The organism is Bradyrhizobium monzae (assembly GCF_021458635.1).
In the GTDB taxonomy this organism is placed as follows: Bacteria; Pseudomonadota; Alphaproteobacteria; order Rhizobiales; family Xanthobacteraceae; genus Bradyrhizobium.
Window position 1 is genome coordinate 427152 of sequence record NZ_JAIRDQ010000002.1, and the last position, 23220, is coordinate 450371.

General features: G+C 59.8%; 22 protein-coding genes and 1 pseudogene. 4 read left to right on the top strand and 19 right to left on the bottom strand.

Translation table 11 applies throughout. From position 1 onward, the window contains the following. Positions 1–184: 184 nt before the first annotated feature. From K3F49_RS11200 to K3F49_RS11210, 3 genes are all read left to right on the top strand, one after another. On the top strand, positions 185–961 hold the full coding sequence (locus tag K3F49_RS11200; protein WP_234680981.1) for a hypothetical protein: 777 nt from the start codon (positions 185–187) through the stop codon (positions 959–961). Positions 962–1019: 58 nt separating this feature from the next. After that, complete coding sequence (locus K3F49_RS11205; RefSeq protein WP_234680982.1) at positions 1020–1952, top strand: hypothetical protein; 933 nt, start codon at positions 1020–1022, stop codon at positions 1950–1952. Positions 1953–3061: 1109 nt separating this feature from the next. Beyond that, positions 3062–3322 carry a DUF6894 family protein gene (locus tag K3F49_RS11210; RefSeq protein WP_234680983.1) on the top strand — a complete coding sequence of 87 codons (261 nt, stop codon included), beginning with the start codon at positions 3062–3064 and terminating at the stop codon, positions 3320–3322. A 430-nt stretch (positions 3323–3752) separates the two neighbouring features. Here K3F49_RS11210 and K3F49_RS11215 read toward each other — a convergent pair whose 3' ends face one another. Continuing rightward, positions 3753–4217 (bottom strand): cupin domain-containing protein, encoded by a 465-nt coding sequence (locus K3F49_RS11215; protein WP_234680984.1) that lies wholly within the window; start codon positions 4215–4217, stop codon positions 3753–3755. A 430-nt stretch (positions 4218–4647) separates the two neighbouring features. Here K3F49_RS11215 and K3F49_RS11220 point away from each other — a divergent pair. After that, a pseudogene (locus tag K3F49_RS11220) lies at positions 4648–5677 on the top strand (IS5/IS1182 family transposase); the annotation flags it as partial. Between the two features lie 24 nt (positions 5678–5701). On the opposite strand, the gene K3F49_RS11225 reads toward K3F49_RS11220, so the two are convergent. The 18 genes from K3F49_RS11225 to K3F49_RS11310 all read right to left on the bottom strand — a co-directional run bounded on the left by K3F49_RS11225 (position 5702) and on the right by K3F49_RS11310 (position 23205). Then, positions 5702–6151 carry a tetratricopeptide repeat protein gene (locus tag K3F49_RS11225; protein ID WP_234680985.1) on the bottom strand — a complete coding sequence of 150 codons (450 nt, stop codon included), beginning with the start codon at positions 6149–6151 and terminating at the stop codon, positions 5702–5704. Between the two features lie 166 nt (positions 6152–6317). Beyond that, entirely contained in the window at positions 6318–6716 is a 399-nt protein-coding gene (locus K3F49_RS11230; protein ID WP_234680986.1) for a hypothetical protein, read from the bottom strand. An 18-nt stretch (positions 6717–6734) separates the two neighbouring features. Continuing rightward, positions 6735–8390: a type II and III secretion system protein family protein gene (locus K3F49_RS11235; protein ID WP_234680987.1), complete on the bottom strand. Its 1656-nt coding sequence runs from the start codon at positions 8388–8390 to the stop codon at positions 6735–6737. Between the two features lie 579 nt (positions 8391–8969). Continuing rightward, positions 8970–9392, bottom strand: a complete 423-nt coding sequence (locus K3F49_RS11240; protein ID WP_452100873.1) for a TadE/TadG family type IV pilus assembly protein — start codon at positions 9390–9392, stop codon at positions 8970–8972. Continuing rightward, positions 9389–10804 carry a pilus assembly protein TadG-related protein gene (locus tag K3F49_RS11245; protein ID WP_234680989.1) on the bottom strand — a complete coding sequence of 472 codons (1416 nt, stop codon included), beginning with the start codon at positions 10802–10804 and terminating at the stop codon, positions 9389–9391. The genes K3F49_RS11240 and K3F49_RS11245 overlap by 4 nt, the downstream gene beginning before the upstream one ends. A gap of 8 nt (positions 10805–10812) precedes the next feature. Beyond that, positions 10813–11316: a hypothetical protein gene (locus K3F49_RS11250; protein WP_234680990.1), complete on the bottom strand. Its 504-nt coding sequence runs from the start codon at positions 11314–11316 to the stop codon at positions 10813–10815. A gap of 24 nt (positions 11317–11340) precedes the next feature. Continuing rightward, complete coding sequence (locus tag K3F49_RS11255) at positions 11341–11985, bottom strand: methyltransferase family protein (protein WP_234680991.1); 645 nt, start codon at positions 11983–11985, stop codon at positions 11341–11343. Between the two features lie 2 nt (positions 11986–11987). Further along, entirely contained in the window at positions 11988–12896 is a 909-nt protein-coding gene (locus K3F49_RS11260) for a type II secretion system F family protein (protein WP_346657314.1), read from the bottom strand. Next, positions 12893–13825: a type II secretion system F family protein gene (locus tag K3F49_RS11265; protein ID WP_234680993.1), complete on the bottom strand. Its 933-nt coding sequence runs from the start codon at positions 13823–13825 to the stop codon at positions 12893–12895. Before K3F49_RS11265 ends, K3F49_RS11260 begins: the two co-directional genes overlap by 4 nt. Next, positions 13822–15198 (bottom strand): CpaF family protein, encoded by a 1377-nt coding sequence (locus K3F49_RS11270; protein ID WP_234680994.1) that lies wholly within the window; start codon positions 15196–15198, stop codon positions 13822–13824. Before K3F49_RS11270 ends, K3F49_RS11265 begins: the two co-directional genes overlap by 4 nt. Beyond that, the gene (locus K3F49_RS11275) at positions 15195–16397 is read right to left on the bottom strand and encodes an AAA family ATPase (RefSeq protein WP_234680995.1); all 1203 of its coding nucleotides are present in this window, start codon (positions 16395–16397) and stop codon (positions 15195–15197) included. The genes K3F49_RS11270 and K3F49_RS11275 overlap by 4 nt, the downstream gene beginning before the upstream one ends. Continuing rightward, entirely contained in the window at positions 16397–17365 is a 969-nt protein-coding gene (gene cpaB / locus K3F49_RS11280; RefSeq protein ID WP_234680996.1) for a Flp pilus assembly protein CpaB, read from the bottom strand. The genes K3F49_RS11275 and cpaB overlap by 1 nt, the downstream gene beginning before the upstream one ends. A gap of 1 nt (position 17366) precedes the next feature. Continuing rightward, on the bottom strand, positions 17367–17873 hold the full coding sequence (locus K3F49_RS11285; protein ID WP_234680997.1) for an A24 family peptidase: 507 nt from the start codon (positions 17871–17873) through the stop codon (positions 17367–17369). 97 nt (positions 17874–17970) lie between these two features. After that, positions 17971–18186, bottom strand: a complete 216-nt coding sequence (locus tag K3F49_RS11290) for a hypothetical protein (protein WP_234680998.1) — start codon at positions 18184–18186, stop codon at positions 17971–17973. A gap of 789 nt (positions 18187–18975) precedes the next feature. Beyond that, a complete protein-coding gene (locus K3F49_RS11295; protein WP_234680999.1) occupies positions 18976–19863 on the bottom strand; it encodes a branched-chain amino acid aminotransferase in 888 nt (295 codons plus the stop codon). Between the two features lie 28 nt (positions 19864–19891). After that, positions 19892–20746, bottom strand: coding sequence for an acyl-CoA acyltransferase (locus tag K3F49_RS11300; protein WP_234681000.1), 855 nt, complete (start codon positions 20744–20746; stop codon positions 19892–19894). Between the two features lie 11 nt (positions 20747–20757). Continuing rightward, complete coding sequence (gene metA, locus K3F49_RS11305; protein ID WP_234681001.1) at positions 20758–21903, bottom strand: homoserine O-succinyltransferase MetA; 1146 nt, start codon at positions 21901–21903, stop codon at positions 20758–20760. Between the two features lie 27 nt (positions 21904–21930). Next, positions 21931–23205, bottom strand: coding sequence for an O-acetylhomoserine aminocarboxypropyltransferase/cysteine synthase family protein (locus K3F49_RS11310; protein ID WP_234681423.1), 1275 nt, complete (start codon positions 23203–23205; stop codon positions 21931–21933). Positions 23206–23220: the final 15 nt, after the last annotated feature.

Consider the following 23220-nt stretch of genomic DNA (forward strand, 5'->3'; position numbering starts at 1 on the left):
CGTAGTTTCTCCGGCCACCGAACATAGTTCCGCCTCGCCGGCTGGGTTAAAAACGCAGGGACATTCAAGGATGCATCATAAGAGACAAACGATTTGACGTGCAGGCCGCATGCTCATCCCCACGAAGCTTCGCAGCTTGCCGTAGCGCAGCTGCGGTCGCATCGCGTTTGATACGGAGCCTCTAATGGATTCCACGCTGGACGACAAACTTACGGAAGGGCCGTTTGCGAGCTTGGAGGAACAGCTTTCGAACCTCGCGCGCGACGCGAGGGTCCATCCGCGGGACCCGCAGACCGGTATTGAGACGCTTGGTCGTCCACTGCCTACGATTCGTTATTTTTCGGATTGGCGCTACCTGGCTTTCGTCGGCTCTCTATTGGCGGCATCCATCGGTTTTGCTGCCTGGTGGTGGTCGTCCTCCGTATATACGGAAACCATCGCCCCGTCAGACCCAGCACCTCTGACACAGGCCGCGCCGACTGCGATCGCCCAGTCGTCCGATTTTGCGCAACAGCTTCAATCGATGGCGCATGATCTCGCTACCTTGAGGGAAACGGTCGCACAGCTCGAGATGAGGCAGGGACAATTAGTCCGCGACAATGAAAATGTCGCAAACCAACTCAAGGCGAGCCAGGCAGAAATAGCTCGCAACAACGATATCATCGACCAGATCAGGGCGACTCAAATACGGGCCGCGCGCGAAAGCGAAACGGTTGCCGAGCGGCTCAACGCAAGCCAGGAACAACTGGCCCGAGTCATCGCCAACGCTTCGGAGCCAAAGTTGATCCCCGAAGAGCCGAAGGTGAGCCCCGAGGAGCCAAAGGTGACGTCCGAAATACCACTGCCGCGACCGCGCCAGCCGACCAACATTGCTCAGACACACAATTCGGCACCACCCCCAGCGCGGCCGCAAGCCAAAAAGCCGCAACCAGCACTGGGATGGCCATGGTCCGCACGCTAGGGCGTACCCGCTTTCCGCGCGCCTGATGCTGTCGTGAGAGGCGTTCTCTGGGCGCGAGTTGCCTGAACCTGACTTTGCCTCTACCCTGTCGCCGAACCTGATTGACGGCTCGATCAGTGAGACGCCCCTGAAGAAATTCGACCTTGAACCTCGGTCAATTGACCGGAACACAGATCTCATCGCCCCTCACGGTGAGACAGGCGGCCCGGAAGCCCTATCAACGACTTCCCCGCCTGCTGACCCGCGCATGCCCAGTCGAACCAATGACGGTCGTCCGCATGTGAAAGGTAGCGAAGCATCTGCATATCATAGCGACGATGAGATTGCCTCGGATGCTCCTGCTTTCTTGATCTCCAAATTCGGCTCCGGGCTGCGAGACCTATCTTCAAGCTCCAATATCCTGAGCAGGCTAGCGCAGCGCATGCAGGGCGCCATCGGCACCTGGCGCCGTCATCTCGAGCAGGGCCAACCGCCGAAAGTGACCCGGCACTCGGGCGCAAATATCGAACGCCTGCTGCTCGCGCTGCTGAGCCTGCTCGTCATCGCGAGCTGCGCCGGCGCGATAGCCGCCCTCATGCAGGTCAAATCCTTGAGATCCGAACTGACGGCCATGCAACGCGAGCTGCTTCCGCTGAGGGAGCGCGTCGCCAGGCTCGATCAGGTCGAAAAGAGCAAGGAAGCTCTCGACAAAGTGAGCGGCCCAAACAATCAACCGTCGCGAGAAAATCGCGTTCAAGAAGCCCCTCTTCTTCTCTCTCGCGAAGAGATTCAGCTTGTTCGCGACTATATCAAGCCGGCGCCCCTCGTGGACGCTTCCACGGCGCCCATCAGCGTCGGTGATCCCGTCAGCGGGCCGACTATCCCCTTCCCGTCTGCTCTTACGGAAAAAATCTCCAAACTGATCGGCGCAAGGTTTGCGATCAGAAATGGCGCAATCGTCATCCTCAAAAAGGACAGTCGTCAGGCGGATGCCGTGCTCGGACCGAGCTAGGACGCGATCTTGCGGGCACGGAGGGCGGTCCAGGCCAATCGCGGACGGTCGCGATTAATCATGGCTGGTTGTTCGGTGGCCTTTCGATGAACTGCGACCACCGTCCAGGAATTCGCAATGACCGGATTGCCGGGATCGAGCGAATAAGCCTTCTCAAACTTTCACCGCGAAGCGCGCAGACAACTTAACTCCCTTGGTAAGCTTGACGTCAGCGCTGCACGTTAATGGAACGCGAGAACCGGCGGGGCCGGCTTCAGCGTCACAGCCTTCCAGCATGCCAACCGCCAGACGCTTCCGGTTGCATGGGTGCCGGGCGCATGGCTGAGAACCTTTGGATCCCCTCAGCGTTAAGGCAACGAACCCCCGGGGGCGAGGAGATTTTCCGATGTCCGCCGTCCCTCTGGACGTCCAACGAAGGTTCGAGCAGCGGTGGTCCGCGAGGTTTCTCTGCCCGAAGCAACCAACCAGAGCACAAGAACAGCGGCCTGAAAGCAGGCCCCAGGTTGCCGCGCCCGCAAAAGCCAAAAGAAAAGCCCGCCGGGCTAAAGCAATAGGCCCGATGTCTGCACCGTCCGCGTGAGCGCGGGACCGAAGCCCCGCGGCACGGGCTTTGCTGATGCCTAGCAGCCGGGGATTTCACGGGCCCAGATTGAAACAGGGCGTCGCCGAGACGGCACATTTCGAACTCGGCGGCGTATCTTTTAGGGACTAGTGGCACAACCACCGGCGGCGACACTTACGGTGCGGAATTTTTTGATGATGGTCCGCTTACCCATAATTCTGGTCATCTCGCCCGACGGGGAAAGGTCATATTGGGTTGCAGCGGTAAAACCTGAGAAGGCGACCCAAGCGGTCGCACGGGTCGTAGGCGACGGGCACAACACGAGGCTTTTGCAGCACCGCCTGCGCGTGAAATCAGATGCGCTTCGACCAGGCGAAGTCCGCCGGCTCGGGCTCTGACTAGAAAACCTACCCACTAAGGGCATTCATCTCCCTCAAAAGAGCCGCGTTCCGGGTTCCACAGTCGGTCTAGTTATCGGGTCACCCATATTGGCGGAGTGAGATCGGGCGTTCTCCTCGCTACGGTCCCTTGGAGGGGAGTCGTGCAGATGACCCGCTTCTTCTTCCACGTTCACAACGGCATTTCCGTCTTCGATGACGTCGGGCTGGAGCTTCCGGACATCGAAGCTGCGGAAGCAGCCGCGATCGAATTGTGCGGACAAATTCTCAACGATGGACCGGACGGTCCGTTGTGGCAGGACAACACATGGCGCGTCGAGGTTTCTGACAGTCCCGGGATCCTCGGGCTGACTTTCCTGATCGTTCAGTTTTCGATCACGCGCGCAGCGATCAACCCTCTACCGCGGTAGCCGGCTGAAGTTCTGGATCAAGGTGGCCACTTGCGATCCATAGTGGCGGAGGATCACACAATCGCCTTGAGCGCCATATGTTAGATTATTTTTCCGCAAGCTCTCGCCATACCGTGCCCGTATTGACGATATTCGATCTTGAGGAGGCTGGCACTTCTATCCAAATGGTTGTGCCGGAAAACTAGAGCCCCAGCCGGGAGGCCCCCCGGGCTGGGGCCTTTTCTTGTAAGGTGCCGAGTCTTGGGCTGAGACGGCCTTACCTTAAACTTAAACGGCCCCGACCAAGGGGCCGCCAACCCGCCTTGCGGGTTTTCCTCTAGCAGTCGGGGGGGCACCTTTCGGCTGGAGGCGCAAGCAAACGCGCCGTCAAGCGCATTGTTCCAGTTCTACCAGTCCCGCATGAGGCTGGGTGCCACTTGAATGCGCCAGCTTAGGCGAGCAGGTTAAAACAGACCAGCGCGGGGACTAGGGCCGGGTTATTCCGCCTGATCACGGACTTGAGCTTGTTGAGGGCGCGGATGGCATAACCGAGCACCGGCGCATTTGTCAGGCGGCAGAAAGCGACCTTCTTCACATAACCCTCGACATACCATTTGACGCTGGCGCCGCTGCGGAAAAAGACTAAGTCACCAACGCCATAGCGTTTCGGCGGCATGCCATCGCTTTCGAGCACGATGGATCCTTCCAGGATCATGATTGTTTCGTCAAAATCATAGTGCCAGTTGAATCGGCCCTCGGTGCACGACCAGACCAGGGTCCAAGCAGTTTTGCATCCGCTCTTCGACAAAAGGCGCGAGCGAGCTTCCGGATTGCCCTCGATGATCCACGATGGTTCGATCGGCGAAGGCTCGAGATCCACATTGCAATGGGCCGTGTAGAAAGGTGCGAGCGGCATCGGTGTCACCTCCAACTGAATTTGTCCTCGCCAGTCGCCGAGTTTTCCCAGCGTCGCAAAATCCGGCTTTCCGCCTCGGATGTGAAGAAGCTAACTTGTCGCAGAGCGCCAACTGTCGAATTTCAAAAGGGGTACCTCTTCGTATGCAGCCTTAGATTCACTTACTTTAATGCCGGGCCGTCGCTCTTGGTGGGACTATTCAAAAAGCCTGCCGCGTAGCGTGCGGGCCGTTGGCCGCAGCGCGCGTGCCTCCCCTGCTAGGAATCTGCCGCCGGGGCGCTACCAAACTCGCCCTGTGAAGGCGCGGGAGAATATGCGCGGTGGTGCGGCTATGGGGATAGTGTGAGATCGCGGGTTGCGATTGGCAGACTGCGGAGCTGACGCGACGACGTTTTGGTTGCGCAATGGCGGCAACTTGAGACAGAGAGCATTGCTGCTCAAGCACATTTACGGGCCGTCCGATGAAGAGTGTGCGAGCGCTGGGTCCACGACCCGTATTTCCAGTTCGTCACCGGCGAGGAGTTCTTCCAACACGTCTTCCCGCACGAGCGCTCGGACCTGAGCCATTGGCGCACGAGGCCGGCGGCGTTACGCGGCCAAGACCTCAAGCTGGTCACGGTCGACACCACGGTGCAGCCGAAGGCCATCACGTTTACGGCCGATGCCAAGCTGCTGCATGCGGCCATCAAGGGGGTCAACCGCCTGTCGAGAAGGCACGGCGTCAGGCCTGCGGCAATCCTATTCTCGTGTCGCCAAGGCCGGCGGCCGCTACGCCCATGCCAAACAGTTCAAGCGGCTTCAGCGGCAGTTGCGCATCCTGCGCAGCCGGCTGGGCCGGATCATCCGCGACATCCGCCGCAGGATCGGGGGCCAGCCGCACTGGACCAGCCAGCACTGGAGGAGGCGTTCGCCCTCCCGCTTGGGCGGGCCACGCAGAACCGCTCGCAACACCAGAGCCAGCCTGGCTGGAAGCTTTATTCCTTCCATGCCCCGGAGGTGGAGTGCATCGGCGAAGGCAAGGCCGCCGCGCCTTAGAGTTCGGCGTGAAGGCCTCCATCGTCAGCAACAACCGCCGCGCTCCCGGTGGCCTGTTCGTTCTGCACGCCAGGGCGCCGCCCGATAACCCGTACGACGGTCACACCCTGCGGGACGTCATTGGCCGCACCGAAACACTCATCTCCGGCCAAAAGCGCGCGTTTTCGGTGTCATCAAGCGCGAGCTGCGCAGCTCCGCCATCGAGCCCATCATCGGACACCTGAAGGCCGAAGGTCACCTCGGCCGCTGCTACCTCAAAGGCCGCGCCGGCGACGCCGCCAACGTCGTTCTCTCAGCACAACTTCCGCCGCATCCTCGCCTGCCTCAGAGAACTCTTGTGCCTGTTCCTGGTCAAGCTATGGCGAACGCTCGCCTGTCCCGCCCCGCTCAATTCGGCTTCTTACCGGACGACCAAATATCAATAAAAATCAATCTGGCACACGCTCTGCCTATGGTTGATTATTCGGCGGCCTTTCGATGAACCTGCGACTGCCGTTGAGAAGCTCGAGGTTATTGGCGATAACCGGGTTACCCGGATCGAGCGAGTAGGCTTTTTCAAACTTTCGCCGCGCCGCATTCAGGTTGCCGCGCAGCATGTACGAATATCCCTGGTCATTCAGGATTTGAACGGTTTCGCCTCCCAGCCTAATCGCCTGCGCATAGGCCTGATCAGCCAGGTCGAAACGACGCAGGCGGTCATAGCTCGCGGCGAGCCCGATCCAGGCCGTCAGGTCCTTCGGTGATTTCTCGACAGCGTCCTTGAAATAGCGCTGGGATAGCCCGTAGCTGCCGCGATTGAAATGCTCCAGTCCCAGCCGGACGGGTTCGTCCGACGGGTAATATTTGACGTCGGTCGGCTCCTGCACGGGGTCCCCGCCCGGCGGATCGACGGGGGCCACGATCGCGGCCTCCCTTAGCGTGTAGTCACACCCCGCAAGGCCTAGCGCAAGCCAGCAGCAAGTCAGCATTACAATAGCTCGCATAACCCTTGTCCCCCGCCCGGCCTAACCGACTCACTCCGCCGAGCGCAAAATACTCGTCACTAAATTCACTTACCAAAAGCCGCTACCTAGCTCCCGCCGCCGGCGCGCCGACCGGCACCGAGATTCCGCCCGATGTTCCCGCTCCCAATCCGGTCACGTTGACATTCTGGGTGACGGGAGGCCGCTGGCCCATTTGTCTCGTCGGATCACCATTATCGGGAAGCTGATCCACCGGCTGTTGCGTGTTGCCGTATCGCGAGACGGCGGCGCCAACGCGCCGAGCGTCGTACGCGATCCTGCGGTCGCCGACGTATCGCGGCCACGGATGGATCGTATGGGTGACGGCGTTGACCTCTTTGGCGTTACCCGCACTCATCGTGACGGTGTCGGAACGCTGAAAGTAACGGTCCACCTCGTCATGACCGTAGAGACCGTAACACCCCCCAAGGAGGAAGGGCGCGAGCAGAACTAGATACCTCATGGTCATCTCGCGCGTCCTCTAGTTTAGGGTTTTGACGACCGGCTGGTCGACGGCAGCGGCCGGGGCCACGACGGGCGCCCTGACTTCAGGCGCAATGATATGGCCGTACGGTCCCTTCACCTCACCACCGGAATTGACGTAATCGTCGTAGCGCTTGCGAACTTCCGTCTGGCCGTTGAGGAAGAAATCGACGTCGTTGGCCGGCAGACGCGAGTCGAGCGGCGAGGCCAATTGCTGACCGGGCGCCGCCGGCGCGACCAGGCGCGGCGTCACGATGATCACCAGATCCGTTTCCTCCTGCTGGTACGACTTGCTGCTGAACAAGGTCCCAATCACAGGCACCGAGCCAATCCACGGCAATTGCGAAACGTCCTGGCGATTGCGGGTCTGGAGCAGGCCGGCAATGGCAAAGCTTTGGCCGTCGCGCAACTCGACCGTGGTCCGCGCGTCGCGACGGGTGAGAGCCGGAACGGTCGTGCCCTGAATGGTAATGGCATTGGTGAAATCGAGCTCGCTGACCGACGGCTCGACCCTAAGATTGATCACGCCGCGCGAGAGCACGGTGGGGACGAAGGCAAGCTCAACACCGAACTTTTTGTATTCAATCGTGATGGTGGGAAAGCCGTTTGTCGTCTGAGTCGGTATCGGCACTGGAAACTCACCGCCGGCTAGGAAGCGGGCGGCGTCGCCGGACAGCGTGGTCAAATTCGGCTCCGCCAGTCGACGCGCCAATCCCTTCGTTTCCAATGCGGAGATCAGCATGTCCACTGAGCCACCGTTGCTGGTTCGAATGAGGCTGGTCAGCAAGCTTCCGAACGGGGCAGGTGCTACACCGCCCGCGGTCCCCAACAGCGTCCCTACCGTTCCGAGGACAGGGAGGCTACCCGTCGGGGCACTCCCGACAGGCCCCCCGCCAGCACCGAGGGGACCATTGGTGGTGTTGATACCACCGATCGGTGTTCGACCGGCGGCGGTCACACCGCCCAGCCCGGAGCGACCGATGTTCGTGCCGTTGGCATTCGCCGCAGAAAGGTTCACGCCGAGGTTTCGACCGGCCTCCCGGCTGACCTCGAGGAAGCGTACCTCCAGCATCACCTGCTGCGGCGCCGCGACGCTCATGGCGTTGACGACGACTCCCCCTTTCGCAACGGTGCTGGTGGCGATCGCCATCGCCCGCTCGGCCGTAACCGCGTCGGCTGCGGTACCGCTGAGCACCACCTGCCCCTCGGAGGCCGACACGCGGATACCCTGCCCGCCGGTGCTGCTCCGGATGTTCTGCTGTAGATTGCCGGTATCGATCACGACCTCGACGTCGAGGATCCCGATCTGCTTCATTGAAGAGTCAAATAGTATGACGTTTGTGGTGCCGGTCTGTTTGCCCTGGACGTAGATCAGGTGATCGCTCAGCGACTTCACATCGACGATGTCGGGTGACCCCGCGACGATCGTCGCAAAGGCCGTATCGACTTTGAAGGTGCGCGACTTGTTGACGACGACCTTGACCCGCTGGACATCGCTCATCTCGCTGACGAAGACGCCGCCGGAGGAGCTCCGCCGGTCTGCAGCCTCCGCGCCGTCGGCGGACCCAAACAAGACCACCGCCGCGCCAAGGCCCATCATGCCGAAGGCGAGAAGTCCCCCTACCGTCTTCCCCGAAACGCCAGCGCCACCCATTCGAGTCCCCCCGCCCCGATTCACGGCTATACCCGCAAATCTACGTGCTCGATGTCCCCAACAATTCTCCTCCGCGCACCACGTAGGAGAGCTTACATTCTGTCCCACTACAATTCGTTACTTCGTGTTTCCAAGATCATCGTCCCTCATGCTGCCTCCTTGCAAGAAGAGACGCTTACCGCATTGCCGCATGCAGCCAAGAAAACTTTCCAATGTTGCCAGGGAGCATCATTCTCTCCGCCTGTTCGGAACAATCCTGCAGCACAACCGTCTCGGGTACGAATTCCCGTCGTCGCTCCGCAGTCGGAGGAACGTCGAGTCGCGCGCTTGGAGATGCGCCTGGCCAGACGCAGATAGCTCTGGCATCGTTACATGCCCACGCACTTAGCCAACTCGACCGGCGCGGCCATACGGTGATACCAGTCAACACGGTAAGGCATGCTGCCGTATTCACGGCGGCCTGCGCCGATGATGCGGTCACACTTGTCATGATGATGGCGCTTGTCTTGGCATCGCATCCGGCATCGTTCTAATCGCCAGGGGCTGATCGGGTGTTCATCGGTGATGCTGGGAAGTGTGCTAGAAGGGAATACTTGTGGACGCGCTCGGCGCGTTCAACTTTATGCCGAATACTATCGGCATCAGCATCTTAAAACCTGGTTGAGAAGCCGTAATAGTCAAATTGGTGGGGCTGGACCCCGCGGTCATCGTTGGCGTAAGACCGCCGAAATACAGGAAAGGCGCAACATTTTGCCTCTGTGCGACAGGCAGGTAGGTATTGATATCGATACAGCCGGACGGTGACGTGTTGTTGGTTACGTCAGGTGTGTAGCACCTGATCATCGTTGCCCGGGCGCCGGCGCTCGCGAGCGTCCGCAATGATTGTATGGTGATCGCATAGCGTCCGACATCGAAGATGGCGAATATCAATGTGAAAAGCGCGGTGAAGACGAGAACAAATTCGAACGCCGCGACACCGCGATTGTCGAGCTTTCTCATCACTGCACCAAACCGACAACTTGGGTGTAAGCGACGGGACCGCACCCTTGCGTACTCAGGAAGCCGCCGCCGCTCATGGTGAGTGTTTTGGCGATCACTTCTGAACACGTTGTGTTTGAACTTTGAGTCCCTCCGTTCCAGGTAACGTCGACGAACGGAAAATACACCGCCCCCCCTAAAGCGACCGCACCACCGCCGTTGATCGTGACAGCGTTTTTGGACTTCGTCGGCGCTTGATCATCGATCAGAACGCCGTTCAGATCGGACGAGAACGTGTTGGTAACAGGAGCAGAGAGAGTCACCGTGCCGCCGCTGATGGAAAGGCTCGAATCTCCCAACAATACTAGGGTTACGCCCAGACCTGTGCCAGCAGGCGGCCACTTTGTGCAGGCGTTGCAGGTGACCGTTCCGCCATTGATCTTTATTGTCGCATTATAGAAAACATATGTGCCTGGAGCGAAATCCAAATAGTCTCCGGTCGTCACCGTCAGGCTTCCGTACGCCCCAGTCGCAGGAGGAGCATTCGGGGACGTCGTGTAACAAGTCTTAGTGCCGGCGGGCGGCGCTGGCGAGATGGGACATGTTACCTTTGTTTCCGGGTTGGTATTGCCGGTCCTGCTGTTGAACGATTCGCCGTCCAACTTGCTAAGCGGATTGGTCGCGTTCGGCATGAAATAGTTGTGCGTCACGCCAGGATCGCTACAGGTGCCTGAAGGGGTGCAGCCACTTGCACCGTAAACCGCCCATCCGGAACCCGTGAAAGTCGGCGTGCTGGCAAACTGAACAGTGGTGTCCGACATCATCCCACAGCCACTTCCGTTGTTGCTGAGGTTACCACCAAGCTTGAGTGCGCCTGAGTCGGGCCCGAGTGCCAACGCACACAGTTTTGTCGGGTTCTGGACCAGAGCAATGGCTTGGGAGGGGATTTTCACGGTTTTAAAACCCAACACAGCCGCCAAGTAGGCTGGCTGTTGCTGGCTCACTACGGCGCGAACGGCGTTACCCGTACCTTTAGGTGGCGTTGTGAACGTGCCCGCATTGGCGTCGCCGACGTAGTCGCCGATATCGATCTGCACGGCCCGCGAGATTCTGCTCGGAAGGGTCGTAACACACCGACTGTCAGGATAGGGCGTGTTGTCCACTGGATTTGAGTTGCAAAACGCATTCTGTGCCGCGAATTCCTTGCCGCGATAATCCACCGATTGTGGATCGCAGTTGGTCGCACCAGCAATCGCGCATGCAAGCCGCAAGGCGCCCGAATAGGCTGCCGCATCGGCAGCGTTCTGCGTGTTCTTCTTGGTGACGTACCACGATCCGGCCTCGACCCCAAGTGAGACAACTCCGATGAGTGGCACGAGGGCGATGACTGTTGCGAATGCGACCGAGCCTCGTCGTGAATGAAGCAGATGACGCATGGAAGCACCTACTGGAAGCGTTCTGAGTAAAGCAGCGTGTACGTACAAGTGGTGGGACACAGAACCCGTCTCAACGCAATCGGGGCCAAAGTCACGGTTGTCGTGAATGTGAAATACTTCGGAGTAGCAATATTGCCTGATGAGCAGGCAGCGCGTGCGTCGCCGCATATGACCTGGATGTTGCTGATCGGGTAACCGGCGACCGTTGTCTGTAGCCCTGCCCTCCAGGTCACCGTGCCGTCGGGGCCGAGCGGATTGTAGTACTGCACATACTGCCCGAAGCCGCGCAACGCCGCCCAGGCGGCGGTAAACTGGAAGCCCGCGGCGGCCACGTCGGCGAGCGGCATGAGCAGGAACGCCACTAGGAATACATAAACAATCATTGTCTCAAACGCGACGGCGCCGCGCTGATCCGCACTGAACGATTTTTTACGACACGCGCGCCTGCCTCGACCGACGCTTACCACTTCCGATCGCGGCGTCCGAACAGTAGCGATTTGAACCATGTCCATGACAATTCGGCTACGCATAGCCGCTCACCAAACGTAAGGGACCACTCTCCAACGTGATGCTTCGTAACTGGAATATTCGGGGCAATTGCGCCGAAGCAGGTCTTCTTCGTAAAGAATTCGGCAAACCTGGACGCCGATATGCAGGACCAGCAAGACCGCTGTCAGCGCTGTCAGGTTTCTCAGCACGACACCGAGCACCGCGATTTCTTCCGAGAGGTAGAGCGGGTGCTTGATCCACCGGTACGGACCCGTTTGCACCACATTGCGCGCCTGCGGCACCAAACTGAATGACCTACCAAGGTGCCGGATGGTGACCAGCATCATGATCATGCCGATCAACACGCAAGCGGTGGATGCCAGGTTTGGTAACGCTTGGTCGGTTTTGCCGAAGAAGGCGATCGTCCATGGCATATAGGTGCCGACGAACGCCGCTATTCTCGGGAGGAGGCCATCCGCCTGCGCCCTTGCCGGCGACCTGGTCATGATCAACACCGCCAGGAGCGTGTAGAAAACGGCAAGGCAAAAACTTGACAGAAGCGACGGCCAGGGATCGGTGAATGCCCCGATTCTAATGGCGACGCCGAGTGCCAGCAACATGAACCACATGCCGCCGAACAGTTGCATCGTTCGATCGTAAGAGGAGGTTTTCGACAGGGTAACCGTGCTCATGGCTACTTACCGAAGCTGGCAAACGAACGCGCCAGGTGCAGAATGGGACTTCCTCCCAAAATGACGAACATGGCTGGGAGCAGGAACAACACCATCGGAATGGTCAGCTTGGCGCCCAGCTTGTGTGCCCTTTCTTCAAGCTTGGTAATACGCTCTCGCCGGAGATCGACAGCGATACTCCGCAGAGCCTGGCCCACCGGCGTTCCGTATTGCAGGCTTTGAGCGACCATGGTGCCGAAGCGGCGAAGCCCATCCGACGTAGCCCCTAATTTCTCGAATGCCTCGCTGCGGCTTGGCAATATCCGGAGATCGTCAATAAGACCTTGCAAGACCCGCGCGACAGGGGGATTGGTCTGGCTCATTTCCTGCGCTACTCGTACAAGACCGCTCTCCAGACCCATTCCCGCTTCGCTACATACAACCAGCAAATCGATCATATCCGGGGTGCCGACCCGAATGGCAGCATCAAACCGCCGCTTCATCACGGTCAGTATCAATCGCGGCCCCAAAATCCCGATCATCACGCCCATGAGTGTGAAGACCAGCACATCCGTCAGTGCCTTCCCGAGAAGCAGGGCAACACCCGCGGCGATGATTGGGCAAAGGAACATGCTGACGGCTTTGACACCGATCCAGGTTGGCAACGCTCGTCGATGATTGAAACCTGACGATTGAAGGATCGCGCGTAGTTGATCCAGATTTTCCTCGGCGTAGAAGCGGCGGTACCGCATGCCGAGCCATGAAAACCAACCGGTCACGTCTTGGAACGGGGCCGGCCGGTAAGGGATACCCATCACGGCGTTCGATACCCGCGTGTCCAATGCACGAAGGTGTAATTCCTGGATGATCAAGACGCAGGTCGCACTGCCAGCTGCTAGTGCGAGGGCTACCAGACCTAGGCCAACAGTCACAGCTCTGTTTCCCTTCTGACCATCCAGCTTATCACCAGCGCCCCAAGAAGCACTGAGCCCACCGCGTAAGCCAGCAGCTTGTTTCCAACCGGATCAGTGAACAACAGATCAACGGTCTGCGGATTGGCCGCGTATAATACTCCGCCTCCAACTAACGGCGATATCGTCAGCGCTCGCGATGAAAAGATCACCTCTCCTGCGAGCGCCTTGGCGCGACCAGCCAGCGCAACACGCTGCCTGACCGTGTCTCCCAGGTTCTGTAAAGTTTCGGCCAAGCTGCCACCTGACTTCAACTGGACTGCAAGTGTCACCGCAAATATTGCATATTCCGCCACTTGCGTTCGCTGATAGACAGATTCGACAGCTTGCTCTGGAGGTCTCCCCAAATTCACCTCGCTGCATACGATGGCAAACTGGCCAGCCGTTGGTTGCGGCATGTCGCGCGCGAGTGCGCGAAACGCTTCGTGCACGGGCAGACCCGATCGAACGGTACTGGTCACCAGTTGGATCGCATCAGGCAGCTGTCGAAAAAGCTTGAGGGCAACGCGGCGTTGCTGCCATCCAAACAGGCCTCGCACCACGATAACGGCTGGGATTGCAGCGGCAATGCACCCGTAGAGGATGGAATATCCGAGCAGGTGAATCGCATAGAGAGTTGCTGCTGCTGCGACGACACCGGGAACCAGCACATAGGCCGGATGCCAAATGTAGGGGATCTCGGGATTGTAATTGGCCAGGCGATGGAGAAACAGGGACCCAGACCCGGTCTCCAGCCGGCGAATGGATGGCAGATTAACCGGATGCGAGGCCGGCAGGGCAACCGACAGCCGGCGATCGATGCGTCTTTCCCGAGCATCGATCCACAACGAAATGGCTGCTGCGCACATCGCGAGCGCCAGAACAGTGACGATCACAGACTCCGGCATCACACCTGCCTCATGGCCTCGGCCCAAGCTCCATCCAGCCCGTAATAGACAAGACGGCTCTTGAATTTCGGGGTTGCAAGGTTGCACCTGTAGGAGCCTGATATACGCCCATGCACATCCTCCTCGTGATACTCGAAGGCTGCGATGTCATTGGTCGTAATCACGTCCCCTTCCAGGCCGACGACCTCGCTGATCTGAACAATCCGGCGCTGTCCGTCCCGCATGCGTTCAACCTGCACAATGAGATCCAGCGCAGCTACGATCTGAGCTCGAATTGCGCGCGTCGGTAGATTCACCTGCCCCATCTGCACCATATTTTCGATGCGGGTCAGCGCGTCTCGGGTACTATTCGCGTGCACCGTGGAGATCGAACCATCATGGCCGGTGTTCATTGCTTGCAGCATGTCAAATGCCTCAGCGCCACGCACCTCACCCACGACGATCCGATCAGGACGCATGCGCAGCGCATTCCACAAGAGATCGCGCTGTGTCACCTGCCCCGTGCCTTCGAGGCTGGAAGGCCGGGTCTCCAGGCTGATCACATGCGGCTGCTGGAGCTGCAACTCCGCCGCGTCCTCGATGGTGACGACGCGTTCGCTGTGATCGATGAATTGGCTCATGGCGTTGAGCAGCGTCGTCTTGCCGGACCCCGTGCCGCCGGAGACCAGAACATTGAGCCGAGACCGGGAGGCAATCTCGAGCAATTGTCCGATGGCCGCCGTCATTGAGCCGTTTTCGATCATCCCGGCGATGTCCAAACGGCGGCTTGGAAATTTTCGGATCGAGATGCAGGGGCCATGGATCGACAGCGGCGGAAAAATGATGTTGACCCGGCTGCCGTCAGGCAGGCGGCAATCCACCATCGGACTGGATTCGTCAACGCGTCGCCCAACTTGCGCGGCGATTTTCTGCGCTACCGATGCGATGTGGTCATTGTCGCGGAATCGCACCGCGACCCGTTCCAGCTTCCCGGCTCGTTCGACATAAATGTTACTCGGTCCGTTGATCATGATATCGTTGATCGATTGATCGAGCAGAAGCGGACGCAGCGGCCCGTAGCCGGTCATGTCGTCCGCAATCTCGTCCGCCAGCTGAACCTGTTCGCGAGCTGACAGCTCGAGCCGTTCCTCGTTGGCGATTCCATGGATGATTTGCTCGATCTGCCGCCGAAGGACATCGCGCGAAACAGTCGCGGCCACTGATGGCTCAATCTGCTCGATGACCCGTTCGCGGAGCGAGGTTGGCATGAGAGGCCGCTGAGGCGGAGGTTCGGGCCTGGGCGCAGCTGCAGGCAAGTTGGGCGGCGACGCAGGCAATGGCGTCAATGCCGACAAATGAGCTGGCGTATCGTCGTCGCGCCTACCGAAAGTCTTCATCGTCCAAGCAGCCTCCTCAGCCAACCCTCCCGCTCGGCGCCGAGCCCCGTGATCTCCCGTACGATGGGGGCGAGGTGACGTCGCAGTCCTGATACGTGCTTCAGCGCTGGAATTCCGAGATTGACCGCCTGGGTCATGCCTTTGCCGAGATCCGGCACCACCATGTCTGGCTCTGCGCCCAACGCCTTGACAACGGCCGCACGGGGGAGGCCGCCGGGGCGATCGGCACGGTTAAGCAAAGTAAACACCCGATCCTTGCCAGCGATATTGGTTACCGCAGCGCGCACCGCATGAGCATTGCGCAGTCCGGTCACCTCAGCTTCCAGCAGCACCAGCACATGACGGGAAAGCGCAATCACCGGGTGGATGGATGCCGGAAACGGCACCGGGACATCGACAACGATGTAATTGAATCGTTGGCGCAGCAGACCCAGCACGTGTCTCACGCCGGCTTCAGTGATGTCGAGCTGCGCATCCAGCTCCTCATCCGCTGAGATCAGACAAACCCGCTCGTTAACCTCAATCGCCGCGCGTTCGAGGAACAACGTGTCTGCCCGCATCGGATTCTCCAAAGCGATGCGGAGTCCTGGTCCGGGCTGAACACCCAACATAACCGCCGTCTCGCCGCCTTGCAGATGCAGATCGAGCAGCGCGACCTTAGCCTTGGTGGTTTCGGCCAGCTGCAGGGCGAGATTGATCGCGATACTCGTTGCGCCGGCACCGCCCTGCGCACCACAGATCGAGATCACATGCCCGCCACGATCGGGCTGACTGTGCACCACGTTGCCAAGCAGCTTCGGGCGCAGCTGGTCCAGCACCATGTCCCGCGTGATCGGCCTCGGCAGATACTCGGTCAAGCCGAGCTCCATCAGCGCGCGGTAGAAGGTGATCTCCCTGCTCTCGCCGATCAGAGCTACCCGGACATCGGGCGGGCAGACCCCGGCCAGCCTTTCCAGTTCGGTGAAGGGATCATCGATGCCGCTGATGTCCGTCACCAACGCGAATAGATCGGTGTCGGTTTCGAGCATTCGTATCGCGTTCCGGATCGTGCCACGCTTGATCGATATATTGCTACCTTCGAGGCCCTTGCGCAGGGCTGCGGCACTGAGCTCGTCATCCACAAAACAGACGATGCGGTTGCGCGTGACGACGGAGGTAGCTTCTTCGGGCGAAGCAGCGATTGCAGTGTTAACACTCATCAACGTTTCTCCAGCAACTTGCTTGCCTGAACCACCATCGTCGCACCCCCGTGGGAAACTACCGATCCGTCGCAGTTGACCAGAGCGTCGGCTGTGTCCTGTTTCCTGACCGAGTATTGCTTGACCTGACCGCCGGCATGAACGACGACCGCTGCGGTCCGGCCGGCAATTGCATTCTGCCGCGCAAGTTCCGGCGACACATCGCAGCTGGACATGGCGGCAGTGTCAGCCGCCGTATCCCACTGCTCGACTGCTGCCCTTACGGCTAGGGAGAGGGTCCCGAGTTGCTTTGCGACAGTGACCTTCTTGACCTGATCTGGCGCAAGCTCCAACGACACGGTTTGCGGTTGCTTGCCGGCCACCGAGCTTATGGTGCGACCGCCCTGCACAATCTCCTGGTCAATCGCAATGACTCGAATGTTGCTCAGAACTGTTTCACTCAGGGCGCGGCGCGCGGGATCTGCCTTTTCGAACACCTGGGTCAACAGGATATCAACATAATCACCGGGCCTGATCAGCCCTGAGACGCCAGACTCCTCGTCCACCTTGATGCTGATGGCTCGGCTATCCGGTGCCAAGACGCTGGCCAGGAAACCCCGATCTCGCGGTCGCAATACGTCCTGCAAGGTGATCGGACTGCCAGCCTCGACGAACTTGCGAACCAGGGATCCGGGAAGCCCAATCTTCGAGTCGGGCGTTTCAAGAATTGCCCCTGCTGGAAGACGTTCGGGCGGCACTTGGCGTACTGCGAAATCTTCTTCGCGCGCCAATGTCCCCTTCGGCAACGGACGTGCGGCGACAAAGTATCCGGCGGTCGGCGCCGCTGCCGGCGCCGGAGCCATCTCTGCGACTTGTGCCGGGGCCGCAGGCTGCGCCTTCGGTAGGTTCATGTTGTAGGCGATCAGCCCGAACGCAGTGCTCGCGAGCAGAAGTACCACGATGATCGACAGACGCAACGCGGATGACATCTCATAATCCCTTGCTCAAGATGGTCCAAATACCGCCGCACGCTATAGCAACTCCGTATGGTAGTGGGGCATGCCGCAAATGGCGCCAACGCTCAATCGCGTAGACCCGGCGAGCGAGCGACGATCCGGCGGGTGCCAACCCGGGATATGGCAGGAGGCGCATTAGCAGATGCACCAGGGCAAGAACCCCGCCGGCCAGCGCAGTTATCGTCAATAGCTGAATCGCGCCGGTCGGGGGAAAACCGATCGCCAAGGCAGTCAGCAACTTGACGTCGCCGCCGCCGATTCCTCCGAAAGTGTACACGACAAACAGCAGCAGAAAGAGAATGGCGGCTGTTATCAGCGATTCCGCAACTTGCATCGCGTCGGGCAATTGACTGACGATCCCGAGGAGCGCCAGCGCCAGACAAATCTCGTTTCGGATCAAGCGCGTCGCGACATCGATCGTTGCGACATGGAGCAACAACAGGATTTCCAGAATCGAGGCTGTGGAAGCAATCCAATTCATGAAATGCACGCCTCAAAAAAGCGGAATGCAGACGAAAAGGCAGGAGCACACAAGGGGGGCAGCTTGGATTGCCCCCCTCTGGGGTCAGACGCCTGTATCAACCCGCGATGGCGGTAGCGAAAGCGGTCGTGATAGCGGTGATCCCGGTAGTCAGCGCCGCCCCGATCTGACCACCAGCTCCGCCACCGAACACAGCACCCACTGCGCCCACGATACAAACCGCGACGATGATGTACTCGAACGACACCACGCCGTCCTGGTCCGTGCGCAGACGCTTCAACGCTTCCCTGGTCTCAAAATAATACTTCAACATCGGAGAATCCCTTCTTTGGAGGTGACAGAACATCGCAACGTTCGTTGGCGAAAAGACCCCTGCCGCCAACTAAATCCAGTTATACGGTTCGGCCCGAAGGTTTCGCCTGCTCCATCGAGTGGTGAGGCGGATCAAAGGGGGTAATCCTCGCTCGATTAACCATTTTCGCAGATGGACCGGAGTTCGGTCGACGCGCGACAACGCGCTCGCCCTTCCGAGCGCGCTATCGTGGACCTGACGATTCACAGCGTTGTCGACTGGCGAGAAACGCGTAAAGGAGTTGAACGCAATGGAGGACTGAGGGCGCTATTCGGCCGCCAATGTCGGTAGTCTCTATTCTATCGATCGGCCGAAATCGGCCATTCCCGACCTTGGATGGCGGGCAGCATCGAGATGACCAATCGCCGGCACTTCACATAAAGCACGGGCAGCCGCTAGCGTACGCATTGGCGGACGTAATAGCCGTTGACCCGTATCCACTGGCAGGGGCTTGGCGGAGGCTCCCTGAGGATGGTGAAGCCGTGATAATCAATATTGGTTGGTGCGGTCAGGCCACGCCAGAACACTGCATTCGCGCTGGACGAGCTCAGAGTCATCGCTGCTGAGAGACAGGCCAGGGCGACACAGAACGGAAGGAGTGTTCGCATCATCATCTTCCGGCTTGGAATTGCTCACCGTAGCGCGCTTATTTTGACCGGTCCCAGAGAGGCTCGCAAGTCGGATCGCGGCGTCAAAAAGGCTAGCCGGCAGCAGAACTTCCGTGCCGGTTCGGGGCCGACATAGCCCCTCTCACGCCGCGAGCTTCACGCCGTGTGCGAAATCCCAATATAGCTTTCGTGCACGTGCGTAGAAGCGCCCGGGCTTGAGGTGCCGGTCGTCGATCCGGATCACGGGCGCGACTTTTGCGAAGTTTCCGGTCGAAAAGATCTCGTCTGCAGTGACGAAATCGGCATAGCGCAGCGGTGCCTCTATCACCGTGATACCGTCACCGCGCAAGAGTTCGATCACGCGCTGCCGCGTGATACCGTTCAGAAAGGTGCCATTCGGCGCAGGCGTATAGACAACGCCCGCCTTCGCCATGAACACGTTGGAATTGCCGAACTCTGCGACATTACCGAGCATGTCCAGCATCAGGCAATTCTGGAAGCCGCGCGAGGCGGCCTCCCTGAGCGCACGAGAACCGTTCGGGTAAAGACATGAGGCCTTGACATCGGCCGGCGCGCATTCGGTGGTCGGTCTGCGGAACGGCGACAGCGTAATCGCGCTGCCGACGGGCTCCGGGATCGGCGATTCGTAGATGCAAAGGCACCAGTCCGTGGTTTCCGGGTCGAAGAGGACTCCGCCGCCGATGCCGTTCTGCGGCCAGTACATCGGGCGGATGTAGAGTTCGGCATTGGCCGGGAAATGGGCGATACCTTCGCGCGCCAGTCCGAGCCACGTGCCGAGATCGACGACCGGTTTGAGCCCGAAGTTGACCGCAGATTGATTGACGCGGGCGCAATGACGATCGAGGTCGGGCGTAACTCCCTCGAAGGCGCGCCCGCCGTCGAAGATGGTCGAGGCGAGCCAGAGCCCATGGGTGCGCGGCCCCATGATCGGCACGTTGCCCTCATGCCATTGGCCTCGGAAGAATGTCCTTGTTCTCGAATGGCTGATGGACTTGGTGTCGGGAACCATGACGAACCTCCATTCCGGGACGACAGAGTTATGGTCCGTAGATCACCAGCTCAGAATCCGACAGATCGGCAAGCCTGGGGCAATGTGGACCCTTGAAGTATTTGCGGCGTTCCCTGTAGAGCCCGACCAGACCCTTCATGCGGCCGTTGGCGTCGAGAGCGACGGAGATTCGGCCGCGCCAGAGCAGGAAGCGGCCGATGGCACCGGCGCAGGCAACGTAGTCGGCCACATCGGTGCAATAGATCAACTGCATGGCGAGAGGCGCAATCCTGCGGATTTGCATCGACTGCAGGACGAACGGAAAGGCGCGGCCATCAGCGGCGCGGCATACCAGGCTGAGGCAGCCATAGGCTGCGTGGCGTGCAAGCAGCGCGACGTGGGCTTCGGACAAGCCGGCAACCGCCAACGCGTCTTGCCGGACGACTTCGACACGCATAGCTTTGACCGGACGCGATACCGCTGGCAGGGAGAAGAATAAGCCGCCGCAATAGCGGCGGAATCCCTGCGCTTCAATGGCTCGCCAAGTCCATCGCGCCGCACTGATATTGACATAGGTCACGTCCTTGTGGCGCTGCGCAACCTTGGTGAGCATCGGTGCGTAGCTACGAAAGGCCGGTTCCACATACCAACTGGAGAGATTGCAGCGGATGGAGGTACAGCCGTCATCATCCCGTGCGGTGTGAATCAATAGCACAGCGCCGACGGCCGTCCCCTCATGGTCAAGCAGGTAGCCGAAGCGCGGGAAGCCATCGGGTACCTCACGCGCCGACATGCGTCGGAGTCCATCGATCCAGTAGTCGCGCGAGCGGATGGGAAAGCCGCGTGCCAGAAGAGCGGCGATGGTGCTAAGATCGGCTAGTCCTATTTCGCGGCATCGGATCATGATCCGAGCTCTCACTCGTGATATCCGAGCCGCGTCTTGGTCATCAGCTTTGGCGAGCGCGCCAGACGAGCGGATCGAGCGGCAACATGGCGACGCACCGGAATTCCTGCTGCGGAGAGAGCCGCCTCTCGCGTCCCCAACGGCTTTGAGCGTCCAGCTCGCTCCGACACCATGTACTGCAACCAGTTGCGATATATACGCTTGGCTGGCAGATGCCAAACGTTGCTCAGGTCCTTCGCCACTTGATCGGCTGGAAAATCGGCGAATAGCTCTGGGTGTCTGTCGGAAAGGGCTTTCTGTCGGAAGGCGACCTGTATCTCTTCTGCCTCATCGCCGAAATAGCCCTTCGGTATCGTCGGACAGACGTCGTTCTCTCCCCGGAGGAAACGACCCATATCTCTCCTATATTCGCCCAACAGGCTCTGGGTTTCGTATTCCGGGTGGCCCTGGAAATGGACGAAAAGGCTCTTCTTCTGCTGTTTGATGAAGCAGTCGACGCCAGCCTCAGCCGACCAAGTGAGAACAGAATATCCGCTGCTCTCAAGAGCTTCCTCCGGCACCGCGTTCCAGCGGGCGTGCGGTATTCTGAAAGTCGCCGGAACGTCGTGCATCAACGGATGATTTCTCGTCTTCGTTTGAGCGAAGACACCGATGCATTTGGCTGGCAGCTTGTGGCGCGCAACGCCGTCCAGGTGCAGGACCACGCCATGGACGGCCAGACAGGAAAACACCGATGACAAGGTATTCTCCCTGGCCCAGTCGGAGATCTCTGCGAAGGTGGTCCAATATGGCTCTTCCGTCAGGCTCGCGGCTCTGGGTTCGGCGCCGGTCACGATGATCCCATCCAGGCTCCGGCTCAGCAGGTCGTCGATGCCATGGTAGTATCGACGCACGTAATCGCGCCCCCATTCCGAGCGGGGGGTCGCCTCCATCGTATAGAGATGCAGCCTGACGAAAAGCCGCCCGGCCGCCGCATCGAGCAGATCGAACAGCTGACGCTCGGTCGACATCAAGGCAGCATCCGACATATTGTTTATGAGGCCGATGTCGAGGCACTCCAACCGGTTTGCCGGCGACGCAATAACGGCGCCGCCTCCACTCCGCGCTCGCAAGAACAAGTGGTGGTCGTCGGAGTCGATGTCGATTAGGACTGGCATCGGAATGCCTTCGCGGTTGACGCAGAATCAGTTCGCTGCATAGAGGGCCTGATCAAGGTCGGTGATGATGTCGTCGATGTGCTCGATTCCGATGCTCAGCCTGATCATCTCGGGCCGCACGCCGGCTTTGTCCTGTTCTTCGGGAGACATTTGCCGGTGCGTGGTCGATGCGGGGTGGCAGGCGAGCGATTTCGCATCGCCAATATTGACCAGCCGCTTGCAGAGCTTCAGCGCGTCGTAAAAACGCTTGCCCGCCTCGAAGCCTCCCACCACGCCAAAAGTCAGCAGTGAACTTGCCCGACCACCCAGATACTTCTGCGTCAGTGCGTAATACGGGCTGTCATGAAAGCCCGCATAATTCACCCACCCGACACGGCGGTCATTGCGCAAGAACTGCGCGACCTTCGCGCCATTATCGACGTGCCGCTCGATCCGCAGCGCGACCGTTTCAATGCCCTGGAGCAGCAGGAAAGCGTTCATCGGCGCCAGGACGGCGCCGGTAGTCCTCTGGGAGACGGCGCGGCAACGTGCAATGTAGGCAGCAGCCCCGTAGCGCTCGGTGAAGACCAGCCCGTGGTATGATTTCTCCGGCTCGTTCATCATCGGGAAGCGCCGGCGATGCTCCACCCATGGGAACTTGCCGCCGTCGATGATAATTCCACCGAGCGTGGTGCCATGCCCGCCCATGAACTTAGTCAACGACTCCACGACGATGTCTGCGCCATATTCAATCGGCCGGAGCAGGATCGGTGTCGGCACCGTGTTGTCGACGATCAGCGGAACGCCGTGCCTGTGCGCGACCTCGGCCATCGCTTCGATGTCGCAGACGTTTCCGGCCGGATTTCCGACGCTCTCGCAGAACACCGCCCGCGTGTTGTCGTCGATCAGTCTTTCTACGCTCGCTGGCCGGTCGTTTTCTGAAAACCGGACCGCAATGCCCTGCCTCGGCAGGATGTGCGCGAACAGCGTATGCGTGGTGCCGTAAAGTTGCGGGACCGAGACGACGTTGGTGCCCATCTCCGCGATATTGATCACCGCATAGTTCACCGCGGCCTGGCCGCAGGCCACGCTGAGTGCCCCGATGCCTCCTTCCAGGGCGGCGACGCGACTCTCCAGCACCGCGTTGGTCGGATTGCCGATCCGGGTGTAGCGGTATCCATCCACTTCAAGGTTGAAGAGCGCGGCTCCATGATCGGCGCTGTCGAATGCGTACGAGGCCGTCTGATAGATCGGCACGGCGACCGCCTTGGTGACCGGATCGTCTTTGAAGCCGCCGTGGACGGCGATAGTCTCTCTTCTCATGGAGGCGGGCCCTTT